Annotated in this window: 12 protein-coding genes and 1 tRNA gene; 9 read left to right on the forward strand and 4 right to left on the reverse strand. The window is 67.2% G+C overall.

The window, feature by feature from the left end; genetic code table 11:
• Positions 1–508 precede the first annotated feature (508 nt).
• From ABDW31_RS07555 to ABDW31_RS07585, 7 genes are all read left to right on the forward strand, one after another.
• Complete coding sequence (locus ABDW31_RS07555) at positions 509–1,402, forward strand: MotA/TolQ/ExbB proton channel family protein (RefSeq protein ID WP_184717921.1); 894 nt, start codon at positions 509–511, stop codon at positions 1,400–1,402.
• Positions 1,403–1,407: 5 nt separating this feature from the next.
• Complete coding sequence (locus ABDW31_RS07560) at positions 1,408–1,839, forward strand: biopolymer transporter ExbD (protein WP_184717923.1); 432 nt, start codon at positions 1,408–1,410, stop codon at positions 1,837–1,839.
• 13 nt (positions 1,840–1,852) lie between these two features.
• The gene (locus tag ABDW31_RS07565; RefSeq protein WP_184717925.1) at positions 1,853–2,584 is read left to right on the forward strand and encodes an energy transducer TonB; all 732 of its coding nucleotides are present in this window, start codon (positions 1,853–1,855) and stop codon (positions 2,582–2,584) included.
• A 148-nt stretch (positions 2,585–2,732) separates the two neighbouring features.
• A tRNA-His gene (locus ABDW31_RS07570) sits at positions 2,733–2,809 on the forward strand.
• 190 nt (positions 2,810–2,999) lie between these two features.
• Positions 3,000–3,644, forward strand: coding sequence for a YfiR family protein (locus ABDW31_RS07575; protein WP_184717927.1), 645 nt, complete (start codon positions 3,000–3,002; stop codon positions 3,642–3,644).
• Positions 3,641–5,365 carry an ATP-binding protein gene (locus ABDW31_RS07580; RefSeq protein WP_184717929.1) on the forward strand — a complete coding sequence of 575 codons (1,725 nt, stop codon included), beginning with the start codon at positions 3,641–3,643 and terminating at the stop codon, positions 5,363–5,365. Before ABDW31_RS07575 ends, ABDW31_RS07580 begins: the two co-directional genes overlap by 4 nt.
• Positions 5,366–5,773: 408 nt before the next feature.
• Positions 5,774–6,310, forward strand: a complete 537-nt coding sequence (locus ABDW31_RS07585; RefSeq protein WP_184717931.1) for a hemerythrin domain-containing protein — start codon at positions 5,774–5,776, stop codon at positions 6,308–6,310.
• A gap of 130 nt (positions 6,311–6,440) precedes the next feature.
• On the opposite strand, the gene ABDW31_RS07590 is transcribed toward ABDW31_RS07585, so the two are convergent.
• The 3 genes from ABDW31_RS07590 to ABDW31_RS07600 all read right to left on the reverse strand — a co-directional run bounded on the left by ABDW31_RS07590 (position 6,441) and on the right by ABDW31_RS07600 (position 9,505).
• Positions 6,441–7,877, reverse strand: a complete 1,437-nt coding sequence (locus ABDW31_RS07590) for a UdgX family uracil-DNA binding protein (RefSeq protein WP_184717933.1) — start codon at positions 7,875–7,877, stop codon at positions 6,441–6,443.
• Positions 7,877–9,097 (reverse strand): putative DNA modification/repair radical SAM protein, encoded by a 1,221-nt coding sequence (locus ABDW31_RS07595; RefSeq protein WP_184717935.1) that lies wholly within the window; start codon positions 9,095–9,097, stop codon positions 7,877–7,879. Before ABDW31_RS07595 ends, ABDW31_RS07590 begins: the two co-directional genes overlap by 1 nt.
• A gap of 129 nt (positions 9,098–9,226) precedes the next feature.
• On the reverse strand, positions 9,227–9,505 hold the full coding sequence (locus tag ABDW31_RS07600) for an HU family DNA-binding protein (RefSeq protein ID WP_004617663.1): 279 nt from the start codon (positions 9,503–9,505) through the stop codon (positions 9,227–9,229).
• Between the two features lie 319 nt (positions 9,506–9,824).
• On the opposite strand from ABDW31_RS07600, the gene ABDW31_RS07605 reads away from it, so the two are divergent.
• Together ABDW31_RS07605 and ligD are read left to right on the forward strand one after the other, a co-directional pair.
• Positions 9,825–10,094, forward strand: a complete 270-nt coding sequence (locus ABDW31_RS07605) for a hypothetical protein (protein ID WP_184717937.1) — start codon at positions 9,825–9,827, stop codon at positions 10,092–10,094.
• Between the two features lie 5 nt (positions 10,095–10,099).
• Positions 10,100–12,703, forward strand: a complete 2,604-nt coding sequence (gene ligD, locus ABDW31_RS07610) for a DNA ligase D (protein WP_184717939.1) — start codon at positions 10,100–10,102, stop codon at positions 12,701–12,703.
• Between the two features lie 51 nt (positions 12,704–12,754).
• Here the strand turns inward: ligD and ABDW31_RS07615 are convergent, their stop codons facing one another.
• Positions 12,755–13,612, reverse strand: a complete 858-nt coding sequence (locus ABDW31_RS07615) for a Ku protein (RefSeq protein WP_184717941.1) — start codon at positions 13,610–13,612, stop codon at positions 12,755–12,757.
• Positions 13,613–13,619 lie beyond the last annotated feature (7 nt).

Consider the following 13,619-nt stretch of genomic DNA (forward strand, 5'->3'; position numbering starts at 1 on the left):
GTCATTTCCCGTCGTGCGGCGATTTAGCCCGACGGCCTGACGAGCGATCTGCCGCCCGTGCGGGCGCCTTTCTTCATCGACCAGCGTTTTGTTGCCTTGCTGCAGTGCAGCATGGTCATTCTCGTTGAAAGGGAAAAACCGCCCTTATTTCCAGGAAACCCTTTTGTGCGCTGCAGAAAGCGGCAGTGAGGAGGGGGATCAACGACGAATTTGTGCCCACACGATCCCCTTGACGGTGCGAAAAGGGGTTGCCAAAGGACCACAGCCGCAATTCTAACATTGCGGTAAGACCGGAGCCCGAAAGGGCGTCGGTTGCCCGCGCTTCGAAACGATCCTTCTTGGGGGCTAGTCCTCGTGAGGGGCGTAACGGGTCGAGCGCAGCGAAGCGGGTCCGTCCGGGGGGAGAGAGATCAAACCCGGGTGCGGACTATTCAGAGTTAGGGTGGAGACGCTCTCGCGCGACGACCCTCGGTCCAAACGTGCTAGACCAATCAGGAACTGGCGAAAGATGCTCGACATTAAACGGAAGACCCCCCTCATCGCTCTCGTCGGCGCCGTTGCGCTGATGGCGAGCGCCCCGGCTTTCGCCCAAGACGCCGCGGCTCCGGCCCCCGCGACTTCGGAAGCCGCCGCCCCGGCTGCTGACGCTGCTGCTGCCCCGGCTCCGGAAGCCCCGGCCGCGGACGCTCCGGCCGCCGAACCCGCCAAGGCTGGCCACGCGCTGACCCCGGTCGGCATGTTCATGGCCGCCGGCGCCGTCGTTAAGGTCGTCATGATCGGCCTGATCCTGGCCTCGGTCTTCTCGTGGGTGCTGCTGCTCACCAAGCTGTTCGAGTTCGCCGCCCTCAACAAGCAATCGGACAAGTTCCTGGAAGCCTTCCGCGGCGCTCGCTCGATCGCCGACATCGCGCGCATCAGCTCGTCGGAAGAGTTTGAAGGCAACCCGATGGCCGACATGGCCTCGGCCGCTTCGCAAGAAGTCGAACTGTCGCGTCAAGCTGGTCTGGCTGTCGCCGGCGAGCACCGCGACTCGACGCTGGGCCGCGCCACCTACGCCATCAACGCTGTGCAAGCCTCGCTGGCCAAGCGTCTGTCGGGCGGCATGGTGTTCCTGGCTTCGGTCGGTTCGGCCGGTCCGTTCATCGGTCTGTTCGGTACGGTGTACGGCATCATGACGTCGTTCATTAACATCGCGAACACGAACACCACCAACCTCGCCGTCGTGGCCCCGGGTATCGCTGAAGCGCTGCTCGCCACCGGTATCGGTCTGTTCGCCGCTATTCCGGCCGTTATCTTCTACAACTACTTCCAGACCCGCATCTCGGGTTACGGCACCCGCTCGGAAGGTTTCGTTGCTGAACTGATGAACGCCATCTCGCGTCAGCTCGACAAGGGGGCGTAACACCCATGGCCGCCAAACTCTCAGGCGGTGGGGGCGACAGGTTTAACGTCGAACAGAACAGCGACATCAATGTCACGCCCTTCGTGGACGTCATGCTGGTGCTCCTGATCATCTTCATGGTGGCCGCCCCAATGGCCTCCGTGTCGGTCGAAGTGAACCTGCCGTCGGCGGTGGCGAAAGCGACGCCCAACCCGCCGAAGCCTGTCTACATCTCGATCAAACAATCGGGACAAGTGTACATCGGGGACAATGAGACCACGGTGGACTCGATGGGACAGGACATGGCCAGTGCTATCGGCCGCCGCGATCCGTCCAAGGAGCGCATCTTCATCCGGGCCGACGAGAAGGTTCGCTACGGGGCTTTTATGGAGGTCATGAACACCCTCCAGGATAACGGCTTCTACAGCGTGGCTCTCGTCGGACGGGATGATAGTTAAGTAGGGGTGCTGCATGGCTGAACAAAATACGCCCGAGCATCGCCACTACGATCCGCTCACCTCGGACGGCCCGCGCCGCAAAAAAGGCGGTGGTCCTTTCACCATCGCCTTGGCTGTGGTGCTCGGCCTCCACGGACTGCTCTTTGCGTACCTCGCGAAGCAGAAGTTCGAGTCGGTGCTGAAGGAGTATTCGGACGAAGCTGTGGAAGTGGAGCTGCCTCCGCCTCCGCCGCCGCCTCCGCCGCCTCCTCCGCCGCCGCCGCCGACCAACGAGCCGCCGCCGCCTCCGGCCGTCGTGCAGCCGCGTCCCCCGGTGGCTCCGCCGCCGGACGTGACGCCGCCGCCGCCGCTGCCGATCCCGCCCGTCGAAAAGCGGGTGGAACAGACGGCTCCGCCGGTGATCTCTTCGGCGCCTCCGGTGCCGACGAATCCGCCGGCCCGCGCTTCGGTGATCACGCGTCCCGACTGGGCCCGTAAGCCCTCGGGCGATGACATGGCCCGGTACTATCCGGACCGTGCTCAGCGGATGGAAGTCAGCGGTCGCGCCACGATCCGGTGCTCCGTGACGGCCAAGGGTACTCTGGAAGGCTGCTCGGTCGTTTCCGAGTCGCCCGCCGACATGGGCTTCGGCGACGCCGCGCTCAAGCTGGCGCGTCTGTTCCGGATGAAGCCGAAGACCCTCGACGGCGCGCCCGTCGACGGTGGTGAGGTGACCGTCCCGCTGGTGTTCCAGGTCCCGCAATAGGGCTTGGATCCAGGCGAAAGCTAAGAAGCGCCCCGGAGTTTCGGCTCCGGGGCGCTTTTCTTTTTTGCTGTCACGTTTTCCTTGAAATCGTGCGGATCGGCGCTTGATCCCGAAAGGCGATTTCACTAAAGACAACGCCTCGCGATGCGCCGCCTTAGCTCAGTTGGTTAGAGCGCCGGTTTGTGGAACCGGAGGTCCTCAGTTCAAGCCTGAGAGGCGGTACCATCGCAGAGCTTGAAAAGCCCGGGTTCGTCCCGGGCTTTTTGCTGTCCGGCCCTTCGGCCGCGCGCCGGGCCCACGGCAACCTCGGCAATATTCCTTCATCGACGCTGTTCTTGTTCGCCTCCAAATTGTCACGGGGGTAGGATGGAACAGCCGTGCTTCGCGTTGTGAACGCTGTGAGGGGGACTGGCGTATGGTTCTGGGCGTCCCGCCCCACGCCCCGCGATTGAGGTCCGGATGGCGTCACCGCCCGCTCAGCGTTCTCGCGGCGGGGCTGGTGCTGTGCGGCCTGGGCGTGTTGCTGCCGGCCGACGGCGCCCACGCGGCGCGCCAGGTCGCCGAGCCCGAGCGTCCCCAGGTCCCTGTTCGCATTCCGGCCTACGTGCTGAAGGCCAACTATCTGCACAAGTTCACGCCCTTCACCCAGTGGCCGGCCACGGCCTTCGAGCGGCCAGGCAGCCCGTTCCGCCTGTGCATCGGCGGCCATGACCCGATGGGCGAGGTGGTCGACCGCCTGGCGCGTGGCCGACGGGTCGGCGAGCATCCGGTGGTCGTGGTGCGGCTGGCCACGGTCGGCAAGGATTCCAACTGCCACGTCCTGTTCCTGGGCGTGTCGCGCACCCAGACCCCGCAAGAGGTGCTGGCCCTGGTCGCCGGCAAGCCGGTCCTGACCGTCGCCGACGAGACGCTGGACGCGCCGGGCGCGGTGATTCAGTTCGTCACGGTCGGCGGCCGTCTGCGCTTCGAGATTCGGCCCGAGATCGCCCAGGCCCAGGGTCTGGGGCTGAGCTCCAAGCTGAAGGCGTTGTCGGCGTCGAAGTCCGGAGACGGACGATGATCTCGCTCGCCAAGCGCCGACTGGGCTGGCGGCCCGCCCTGACCGTGTCCATGGCCGTGGGCCTGGCCATCGCCATCGTGGTGGCCGCCTTCGCCCTGGCCGCGTTCAACGAGCGTCTGGGCCAGCAGGAGCGGTTCCGCCAGGCCGAGGTGCAGCTGCGCATCCTGGCCGGCAGCATGGCCGCGCCCCTGGCCTTCGACGACCGCTCGGCCGCGCGGGAATATGTCAACGCCCAGGCCTCCAACCCCGATGTCGAGGCCGTGGCGGCCTACGACATGCAGGGCGAGTTGGCGGCCGAATATGTCCGCGCCGGCGCGCCGCCTCCGCCGGCCCGCAACGCCCTGGAAGCCCCGCGTCGCGACGGCGCCCGCCTGGTGCTGACCGCGCCGGTCACCGAAGGTGACACGGTGCTGGGCTCGGTCTATCTGCGCACCGTCCTGGAATCGCCGACCCGCCGAGCCATGCGCTACGGCGGCTTCGCCCTATTGATCGTCATGGCCGCCATGCTGGTCGGCGTGCTGGGCGTGGCCAGCGCCCGCGAGGCCGAGGCCTATCGCAAGCTGAAGGCCGAGATCCGCGAGCGCGAGAAAGCCGAGGAGGCTTTGCGCCAGTCGCAGAAGATGGAGGCCATGGGCCAGCTGACCGGCGGCGTGGCCCACGACTTCAACAACCTCCTGATGGTCGCCTCCAGCGGCCTGGACCTGCTGGAGCGCACCACCGATCAGGCCCGTCGGGCTCGGCTGAAGGACGGCATTCGCCAGGCCATCGATCGCGGCGCCAGCCTGACCCAGCAACTGCTGGCCTTCTCCCGCCGTACGCCGATCAAGCCGGAAGTGGTCGACATCGCCGCGCGCCTGAACGGCATGCACGCCCTGCTGGACCGGTCGCTACGCGAGGACGTCACCGTCGAGATCAAGATCGCGCCGGACCTGTGGCGGGTCGAGGTCGACGCCTCGCAGCTGGAGGTGGCAGTGCTGAACATCGCCATCAACGCCCGCGACGCCATGCCCGCCGGCGGCAAGATCACGATCGAGGCCGTCAATGCGCCGTCGGGCCGCGAGGACGGGACGGGAGACGTCGTGCGCCTGTCGATCCGCGACACCGGCGTGGGCGTGGCGCCCGACATGATCGGCCGCCTGTTCGAGCCGTTCTTCACCACCAAGGCGGTGGGGAAGGGGACGGGCCTGGGCCTGTCTCAAGTCTATGGCTTCGCCCGCGCCTCGGGCGGCGAGGTGGGCGTCGACAGCGTGCTGGGCGAGGGCACCACCATCTGGCTGCGCATTCCGCGCTCCACCAAGGCCTTGGCCGTTGCCGCCGCGCCGGCCCAGATCCGCGCCAAGCCCGAGGGCCGCCGCCGAATCCTGCTGGTCGAGGACGACGACAGCGTCGCCCAACTGGTCGAGGAGATGCTGCGCGAGCTGGGCTACGAGGTGGTGCGCGCCAACGAGGGCAAGGCGGCGCTGGACACCCTGCGCGCCGACCGCGACTTCGACCTGGTGTTCAGCGACATGGTCATGCCCGGCGACATCGGCGGCCTGGACCTGGCCCGCGACATCACCCGCCAGTGGCCCGGCCTGCCGGTCGTCCTGACCACCGGCTACAGCGCCGCGGCGGCCGCGGCCACCAACGAGGGCCGGCGGGTGCTGGTCAAGCCGTACCGCATCGAGGCCCTGTCGGCAGAGCTGGACGCGGCCATCTCGGGCCTGTCGCGAGCGAGCTAGGGTGTAGGAACCGCGCTCCTTTGGGGTTGGTTGATGAGGACCACCCAAAGGAGGACGCCATGTCCAAACCGCCTCCCATCCCGCCCGAATAGCGCGCCTTCAAGGGCCAGAAGCCCGAGCTGGACGACGGCCAGACCGACCTGTCGGCCAGCAAGTCCGGCAATGCCGACGTGAACCTCGACGAGCAGGGCGCGTCGGGCAATCTACGCCAGAACACGTCCCATTCGGGCAACGTCCAGAACCGCTGATCGGCCTGGATGTCGGGCGGTCGACTGTCGGCCGCCCGACATCCGATCGCGTCCTGAAAGTGCTTCTCATTTAAAGGCTTAGCGCAAACGAGCATCGTGGGAACGGGCCGCTGCGCCGTGTGTTTGGAGGACCGTCGGGGGACATCGCAGGGAGATTTCCATGGCCGCCGCCACCAAGACCTCGACCAAAGCCAAGACCGCCAAGCCGCGCAAGTCGACCCGCCGCACCGGCCGCCGCGATCCGCTGGCCATCCGCCTGCTGAAGCAGGACCACCGCGAGGTCGAGGCCATGTTCGACGAGTACGAACAGCTCGAAGCCGACAAGGACAAGCTGGCGCTGTTCAATAAAATCGCCCTGGCCCTGAAGGTCCACACGCAGATCGAGGAGGAAATCCTCTATCCCGAGAGCCGTGGCGAGGTGGAAGACGACCTGATCGACGAGGCCTATGTCGAGCACGATGGGGCCAAGAAGCTGATCGCCGAGATCGAGGCGATGAAGCCGGGCCAGGAATTCTACGACGCCAAGGTCAAGGTGCTGGGCGAGTACATCAAGCACCACGTCAAGGAAGAGGAGCAGCCCGGCGGCTTCTTCGCCCAGGCCAAGAAGGGCGACGAGGACCTCGAGGCCATCGGCGAACGCATGAAGGCCCGCAAGGAAGAACTTATGGCCAAGATGGGCGGCAAGGCCGCGCACTGAGGCCCGTCAGGTCCTCCCCCGCGATGCGGGGGAGGTGGCCCAGAGGGCCGGAGGGGGCTAACGCGGCATAGGTCCAGCTTGCCCCCTCAGTCACTTCGTGACAGCTCCCCCGCAGCGCGGGGGAGCATCTCTATGTCACCAGCCCCGCCAGACTTCCCGCCTGCCGTAGGTCGTCGACCAACTCGGCATAGGCCCGGGCGCGCGTCGCCTCGTCCGGCACGCGCAGCAGGAACGAGGGGTGATAGGTCACCAGCCCCTGGGCCTGGTCGGCCAGCTGCAGCGGCTGGCCACGATTGGCGGCGATCGGGGTGGGCTTACCGGTCACGCCTAGGGCCGCCGTCGCCCCCAGCATCACGATCACCCGCGGCCGCACTAGGCGGCGCTCGGCGTCCAGCCACCAGCGGCAGGCGGTGACCTCGCCGCGATCGGGCGTCTTGTGGATGCGGCGCTTGCCCCGCGGCTCGTGCTTGAAGTGCTTGACTGCGTTGGTGACGAAGGTCCGATCGCGCGGGACGCCGGCCTCGGCCAACGCCTTGTTGAACATCTGGCCGGCGGGGCCGACGAACGGCGTTCCGGCCAGATCTTCCTGGTCGCCCGGCTGTTCACCCACAAACATCAGCGGCGCGGGGCTGGCGCCTTCGCCCGGTACGCCTTGCGTCGCGTCGCGCCAGAGGTCGCAGCGGCGGCAGACGCTGACCCCGGCCTGGATCTCTTCCAAGGTCGTCGGCGCGCCCGTGCCGTAGGCAGCGTCGCGGGAATGGCGCAGGGCGGCCTTCAGCACCCGATCGGATGGTTGGCGAGGCGTCGATGCGACCATGGCCGTGGCGCGCTCCTGGGCGGTTTCGATCAGCTCGGGAATGAGCCGCGCCTCGGGCAGGTTCCGCCAATAGCGTTTCGGCATTTCCTGGCGCATCTGGCGCGGGTTCAGGCGGGCCGGGTTGAAGATCGAGGCGTAGTAGGTGCGCCAGAGCTCCTCCTGGGCGTCCTCGGCCGGGGCGTCGGCCGGATCGGCGCCTTCCGACACCATCAGCCGCTCGCGATCCCAGGCCACGCAGGCGTCGGGTGTCAGGATGGTCCAGTCCATGGCGGTGAAGCGGCGGGCGAAGAACGGGGCGGTGGCCTCGGTCACCCGGTGAGCCGGCTCGAACCAGGCGGCGTAGGTCTCGGTCGCCGCGCCTTCGACCAGGCGGAAGCGGACAAAGGCTTTCATCTTGTGGGCCGAGCGGCTGACGGCCTTGGCCATGTCGCGGGCCCTGGCCATGTCGGGATCGGCCGGATTGTCGATCAGCCGCGGCTCGCGCTCCAGCCGCCACAGGATGCGGTAGAGCAGAGCCAGGCGGTCGGGAGCGCGGTGCAGGATCACCTGCTCGGCCAATTCGACGAAGGCGGCGGGGACGGTGAAGTTCGCGGGCTTGCCGCACGGCGGGGCAAGGGTGTCCAGGTCGAACAGTTCCCGCTCCACCGTCCAGACCACCGCCTGCGGCTCGACGCCCTCCGCGCGCAGCGCTCGCGCCGCCGCCCGCCAGCCGGCGAAGTCGATCTCGGAGGCCAGCCGCACGACCCGCATCAGAACAAGCTCAGCTGCTGCGGCGGGACCAGGGCGGCCTTCAGGCTGTCGCGGTCGGTCAGGGCGCCCGGCGTCCAGTCGGCGGTGACCACGAAGGCCCTGGCGCGCTTCACGACGGCCCCGACGCGCTTGAGATCGTCCAGTGTCAGGCGCGCCACCTTGCGGGCGGTGAGGATGCGTTCCACGGCCTTCGCGCCCAGGCCCGGCACACGCAATAGCGTCTCTTTGTCGGCGGTCTGGACGTCGATGGGGAACTTGGCGCGGTTGCGCAGCGCCCAGCTGGTCTTGGGGTCGACCGACAGATCCAGGTCCTCGCCCTCGGCGACGATCTCGGGCCGTTCGAAGCCGTAGAAGCGCATCAGCCAGTCGGCTTGGTACAGCCGGTGCTCGCGCAGCAGCGGCGGGCGGGCCAGCGGCAGGCGGTGGCTGGCGTCGGGGATCGGGCTGAAGGCTGAGTAGTAGACCCGTCCCAGGCGGTAGGCGCCGTAGAGATTGGCGCTGCGGGCCAGGATATCCCCATCCTTGGCCTCGTCCGCCCCGACGATCAGCTGGGTCGACTGGCTGCGGGCGAAGGTGCGGCGCGCGGCCTTCTTGCCCGGCTCGGCGTGGTCGTCGATGGCCAGGCGCATGCGGCCCATCGCGCGCTTGATGTCGGTGGGGCTCTTCTCGGGGGCGAGGGTGGCCAGGCTGTCGTCGCGCGGCAGTTCGATATTGATCGACACCCGGTCGGCATAGAGCCCGGCCTCGGCCGCCAGTTCGGGCGAGGCCTCGGGGATCAGTTTCAGATGGATGTAGCCGCGGAAGTCGTGGTCCAGCCGCAGCGACTTCGCCACCCGGACCATCTCTTCCATCGTGTAGTCGCCCGTGCGGATGACCCCCGACGACAGGAACAGGCCCTCGATGTAGTTGCGCTTGTAGAAGTTGAGCGTGAGGTCGACGACCTCCTTCACCGAAAACCGCGCCCGGGGCGTGTTCGACGACACGCGGTTGATACAGTAGGCGCAGTCGTAGATGCAGAAGTTCGTCAGCAGGATCTTCAGCAGGCTGATGCAGCGCCCGTCGGGCGCGTAGGCGTGGCAGATGCCCATGCCCTCGGTCGAGCCTATGCCCTTGCCGCCGATCGAGTTTCGCTTTTCAGCCCCGGAGGAGGCGCAGGACGCGTCGTATTTGGCGGCGTCGGAGAGGATGGCGAGCTTGCGCCTGAGATCGAGAACGGCCATGCGGCCTAAGTTATAGTTCTCTTTTTGTTCTGAAAAGACTTCACGCGCGACAGACGCATGGAGCAGAATGTCGCGCGTGAATAGAAGCGTCGAGGAGCAGACTTTTCGGCCAACTCCCCGCCGAAGGGATTAGCCGTTGACGGCGTCCTTCAGTTGCTTGGCCGGCGTGAAGGCGACCTTCTTGCTGGCGGCGATTTCGATCGTCGCGCCCGTGGCCGGGTTGCGGCCGGTGCGGGCCGGCTTGGCCTGGACCTTGAACTTGCCGAAGCCCGGGATCGAGACTTCGTCGCCCTTCACGGCGGCGTCGGAGATCGACTTGAACACGCCATCGATGATGGCCTTGGCTTGGGTCTTGGTCAGCTTGTCGTCGGCGGCGACGGCGGCGTCGACCAGGTCGGAAACGTTCATTTTCTCAGCTCATTCCTGTGGAATCAGGGAAATCCGAGCCTGCCGACGCGGATCGGGTTTGTCACCCGTTAGGGAAGGTTAAAAAGCTGATTCATGGGGGCAAAACGCCCGTGGGACGGGGTTTTTCACGGAATCGTCGCCTCCGGAACGGCCAAGTTAAGGGTAAAATCCTTAATAATGGTCCCAAAACTAGACCTTCAGTCGACTGGTGCAAAAGCTGATTCTGCCGACGGACGGTGAGTCGGGGCCTCGAAAGCCGCGCGCCGGAACGCCGGAAGGCCCCCGGCATTCCCTCCTGCAGGCATCAGGAGACACCGCCATGACCGACATCGACATCGGACGCGAAGAGGGCTGGGACGAGCAGGACGGCGCCGAGGCGCTGGACGAGGACGTGGTCGGCAAGGACGGCGAACTGCGCACCTTCGAGGAGCTGCCGGACGTGCTGGACGTCACCCAGGCCGAGGGCGACGCCGACGATGACGACGCCCTGATCGGCGAAGATCTGGACGATGACGAGATCATCGCGCTGGAGCAGGACGAGGACGGCGATCCCGACGACGTTCGTCCCGAAGTCTTCGACGGCGAATAGCCGCCATGGCCGCGCGGAAGCTGGCGGCTTACGACGCCAAGCGCGACTTCAAGGTGACGAGCGAGCCGACGGGCGCGGTCCAGGTGGCCGCGTCTGAGCGCGCGCGGTTCGTCATCCAGAAGCACGACGCCACGCGGCTGCACTATGACCTGCGGCTGGAGCACGAGGGCGTGTTCCTGTCGTGGGCGGTGACGCGCGGGCCCTCGCGCGATCCGCACGACAAGCGGCTGGCCGTGCATGTCGAAGACCACCCGCTGGCCTATGGCGATTTCGAGGGCACGATCCCCAAGGGCCAGTACGGCGGCGGCACGGTGATGCTGTGGGACCGCGGCTGGTGGGCGCCCGAGCCGGGCTTCGACCTGGAGAAGGGCCTGAAGAAGGGCGAGATCAAGCTGGTCTTCGCCGGCGAGCGGATGAAGGGCGGCTATGTGCTGGTCCGCATCCATAACGACAAGAAAGGCGGCAAGCGTGAGAACTGGCTGCTGATCAAGCACCGCGACGAATTCGCGATCGATGGCGATACGGACTTCCTGAACGACACGGCGTTCTCAATCGCCTCGGGCCGGAAGATGGAAGACATCGCCGCCGGCAAGGGCAAGGCGGCCAAGCCGTTCATGACCGCCAAGACCACGCCGCCGGACGCCACCTGGAACAGCAAGCCCTCGCCCGAGGCGAGCGGCGAGAAGGCGGCCAAGGAAGCGAAAGCGCCTAAGCGCAAGCCGGCGGCGACCAAGGCCAGGAAGGTCGAGGCGAAGATGCCCGACTTCGTCCCGCCGCAGCTGTGCAAGCTGGTCGACCGGCCGCCCGGCGGCGAGGGCTGGGTCCACGAGATCAAGTTCGACGGCTATCGGATGCAGCTGCGGGTCGAGGGCGGCAAGGCGGCCTTGCGCACCCGCACGGGGCTGGACTGGAGCGACCGCTTCCCGCGATTGGTTGCTGATGCGGCCGAGTTGCCCGACGCAATGATCGATGGCGAGGTCGTGGCCCTGGACGAGGCTGGCTCGCCTAGCTTCGCGGGGCTGCAGGCCGCCTTGGCTGAGGAGGACACCAGCGACCTGATCTTCTTCGCCTTCGACCTGCTGCATGCGCAGGGGGAGGACCTGACCGACCAACCGCTGGAAGATCGCAAGACCCAACTGAAGGCGCTGCTGCCGAAGGACGACGAGCGCCTGCGCTATGTCGAGCACTTCAAGAGCGGCGGCGAGGCGGTGCTGCAGTCGGCCTGTCGCATGTCGCTGGAAGGCGTGGTCTCCAAGAAGCTCGACGCGCCCTATCGTTCGGGCAAGGGCGCGACCTGGACCAAGGCCAAGTGCCGGGCCGGCCACGAGGTGGTGATCGGCGGCTGGACGACGACGGGCGACGCCTTCCGGTCCTTGATCGTCGGGGTCTATCGCGACGGCGACCTGGTCCATGTCGGCCGGGTCGGCACGGGCTATGGCCGCGACAAGGTCGCCAAGCTGCTGCCGAAGCTGAAGGCCCACGTTCGTAAGACCTCGCCGTTCAAGGGCAAGGGCGCGCCGAAGGGCGGGGCGGGCGTGCACTGGGTCGACCCGGTACTGGTGGCCGAGATCGAATTTGCGGGCTTCACCGGCGAGGGCGCGGTGCGCCAGGCCTCGTTCAAGGGCCTGCGCGAAGACAAGCCGGCCAAGGCCGTCGAGGCCGAGGCGCCCGCGCCGGCCGAGGCGGTCGAACTGGCGCAGCCGAAGGCGGGGAAGGCGATCGTGAAGGGCGTGACCCTGTCCAATCCCGACAAGGCCCTGTGGCCCGACGCCGGCGACGGGACGCCTGGGACCAAGCTGGATCTCGCCCGCTACTACGAGGCGGTCGGCGACTGGATGCTGGAGCATATCCGCGGCCGGCCCTGCTCGGTGATCCGTACGCCCGACGGCATCGGCGGCGAGAGCTTCTTCCAGCGCCATTCGGGCAAGGGCGTCTCGGCCCTGATCGACGAGGTCACGGTCAGCGGCGACCACAAGCCGTATCTGGTGTTCAACACCGTCGAGGCCCTGGTCGCCGCCGGCCAGTGGGGCGCGACCGAGCTGCATCCCTGGAATTGCCGCGAAGGCGAGCCGGAGGTTCCGGGCCGGCTGGTGTTCGACTTGGACCCCGGGCCGGACGTCTCGTTCGACGCCGTGGTCGAGGGCGCGCGCGAGATCCGCGACCGGCTGGAGGCCCTGGGCCTTGTCGGCTTCTGCAAGACCACCGGCGGCAAGGGCCTGCACGTGGTGACACCGTTGAAGGGCTCGAAAGTGGACTGGGACGCCGCCAAGGCCTTCGCCCGCGAGGTCTGCGCCCGCATGGCCGCCGACAGTCCCGACCAGTACCTGATCACCATGGCCAAGAAGGACCGGGGCGGCCGGATCTTCCTCGACTACCTGCGCAATGACCGCATGAGCACCGCCGTGGCGCCCTTGTCACCGAGGGCGCGTCCCGGCGCGCCGGTGTCGTGGCCAGTGGCCTGGACCCAGGTGCGGAAGGGGCTGGATCCCTCGCGGTTCAACATCCGCATGGCGCCGCGGATGGTAAAGGAGCTCGACGCCTGGGAGGCCTATGCGGAAAGCGAGCGGGACCTGGCGGGGGCGATCAGGAAGCTGGGGAAGATGGGGTAGGCCCGATCCTCATCGTCATCCCGCGCATAAAGCGCGGGATGACGGGTTTGTTTAGCTCGCCTTCTTCCGCGCCGGCGCCTTGTGCGCCGTCTTCGCCGCCGGCTTCTTTGCGGCCGGCTTCTTCGCCGGCGCCTTACCCAAACTGCTTCGCAGCGCCTCCATGAGGTCCACCACATTGGTGTCCTCGGGCTGCTCGGGCGCGGCGACCTTGCGGCCCTTGCCCTTCTGCTTTTCCTTGATCAGCGCCCGCAGGGCGTCCTCGTAGCGGTCGTTGAACTGCTCGGGATCGAACGGGCCTTCCTGCTGCTCGATGATCTTCTGGGCGATCTGGATCATCGCCGCGTCGGGCTTCTTGTCAGGGATGGCGTCGAAATACGCAGCCGCGTCGCGGACCTCGCGCTTGTTGCGCAGGGTCCAGGCGACCATGCCGTCGTCGCGGGGCTCGATGGCCAGCAGGCGCTCGCGCTGGTGCATGACGACCCGCCCGAGCGCGACCTGGCCTTCCTTGGTCATGGCCTCGCGGATCACGCCATAGGCCTCGGCGGCCAGCTTGCCGTCGGGGACCAGGAAATAGGGATTGTCCCAATAGAGCCGATCGATGTCGCCGGCGCTGACGAAGCGCTCGATGTCGATGGTGCGAGTGCTTTCCAGGCGGACGCTGTCGATCTCGTCCTGGGTCACCACCACGTACTGGCCCTTCTCGTATTCGTAGCCCTTGACGATGTCGGCGCGCTCGATGGGCCCCAGATCCGGATCGGTCGGGATCATCCGAATGCGGTTGTGAGTCTTCTTGTGCAGCATGTTGAAGTGCACGTCGCCGCGCGAGTCGGTGGCGGTGTACATCGCGACAGGACAGGTCACGAGCGACAGGCGCAGGTGGCCCTGCCAGGTGGGACGGCCGGCGGCCATGGGCGTT

The organism is Caulobacter sp. (assembly GCF_039596335.1).
In the GTDB taxonomy this organism is placed as follows: domain Bacteria; phylum Pseudomonadota; class Alphaproteobacteria; order Caulobacterales; family Caulobacteraceae; genus Caulobacter.

Coding starts and splice junctions, on each gene's coding strand:
- ABDW31_RS07555 (WP_184717921.1), top strand. CDS start 509: ATGCTCGACATTAAACGGAAGACCCCCCTCATCGCTCTCGTCGGCGCC.
- ABDW31_RS07560 (WP_184717923.1), top strand. CDS start 1,408: ATGGCCGCCAAACTCTCAGGCGGTGGGGGCGACAGGTTTAACGTCGAA.
- ABDW31_RS07565 (WP_184717925.1), top strand. CDS start 1,853: ATGGCTGAACAAAATACGCCCGAGCATCGCCACTACGATCCGCTCACC.
- ABDW31_RS07575 (WP_184717927.1), top strand. CDS start 3,000: ATGGTTCTGGGCGTCCCGCCCCACGCCCCGCGATTGAGGTCCGGATGG.
- ABDW31_RS07580 (WP_184717929.1), top strand. CDS start 3,641: ATGATCTCGCTCGCCAAGCGCCGACTGGGCTGGCGGCCCGCCCTGACC.
- ABDW31_RS07585 (WP_184717931.1), top strand. CDS start 5,774: ATGGCCGCCGCCACCAAGACCTCGACCAAAGCCAAGACCGCCAAGCCG.
- ABDW31_RS07590 (WP_184717933.1), bottom strand. CDS start 7,877: ATGCGGGTCGTGCGGCTGGCCTCCGAGATCGACTTCGCCGGCTGGCGG.
- ABDW31_RS07595 (WP_184717935.1), bottom strand. CDS start 9,097: ATGGCCGTTCTCGATCTCAGGCGCAAGCTCGCCATCCTCTCCGACGCC.
- ABDW31_RS07600 (WP_004617663.1), bottom strand. CDS start 9,505: ATGAACGTTTCCGACCTGGTCGACGCCGCCGTCGCCGCCGACGACAAG.
- ABDW31_RS07605 (WP_184717937.1), top strand. CDS start 9,825: ATGACCGACATCGACATCGGACGCGAAGAGGGCTGGGACGAGCAGGAC.
- ligD (WP_184717939.1), top strand. CDS start 10,100: ATGGCCGCGCGGAAGCTGGCGGCTTACGACGCCAAGCGCGACTTCAAG.
- ABDW31_RS07615 (WP_184717941.1), bottom strand. CDS start 13,612: ATGGCCGCCGGCCGTCCCACCTGGCAGGGCCACCTGCGCCTGTCGCTC.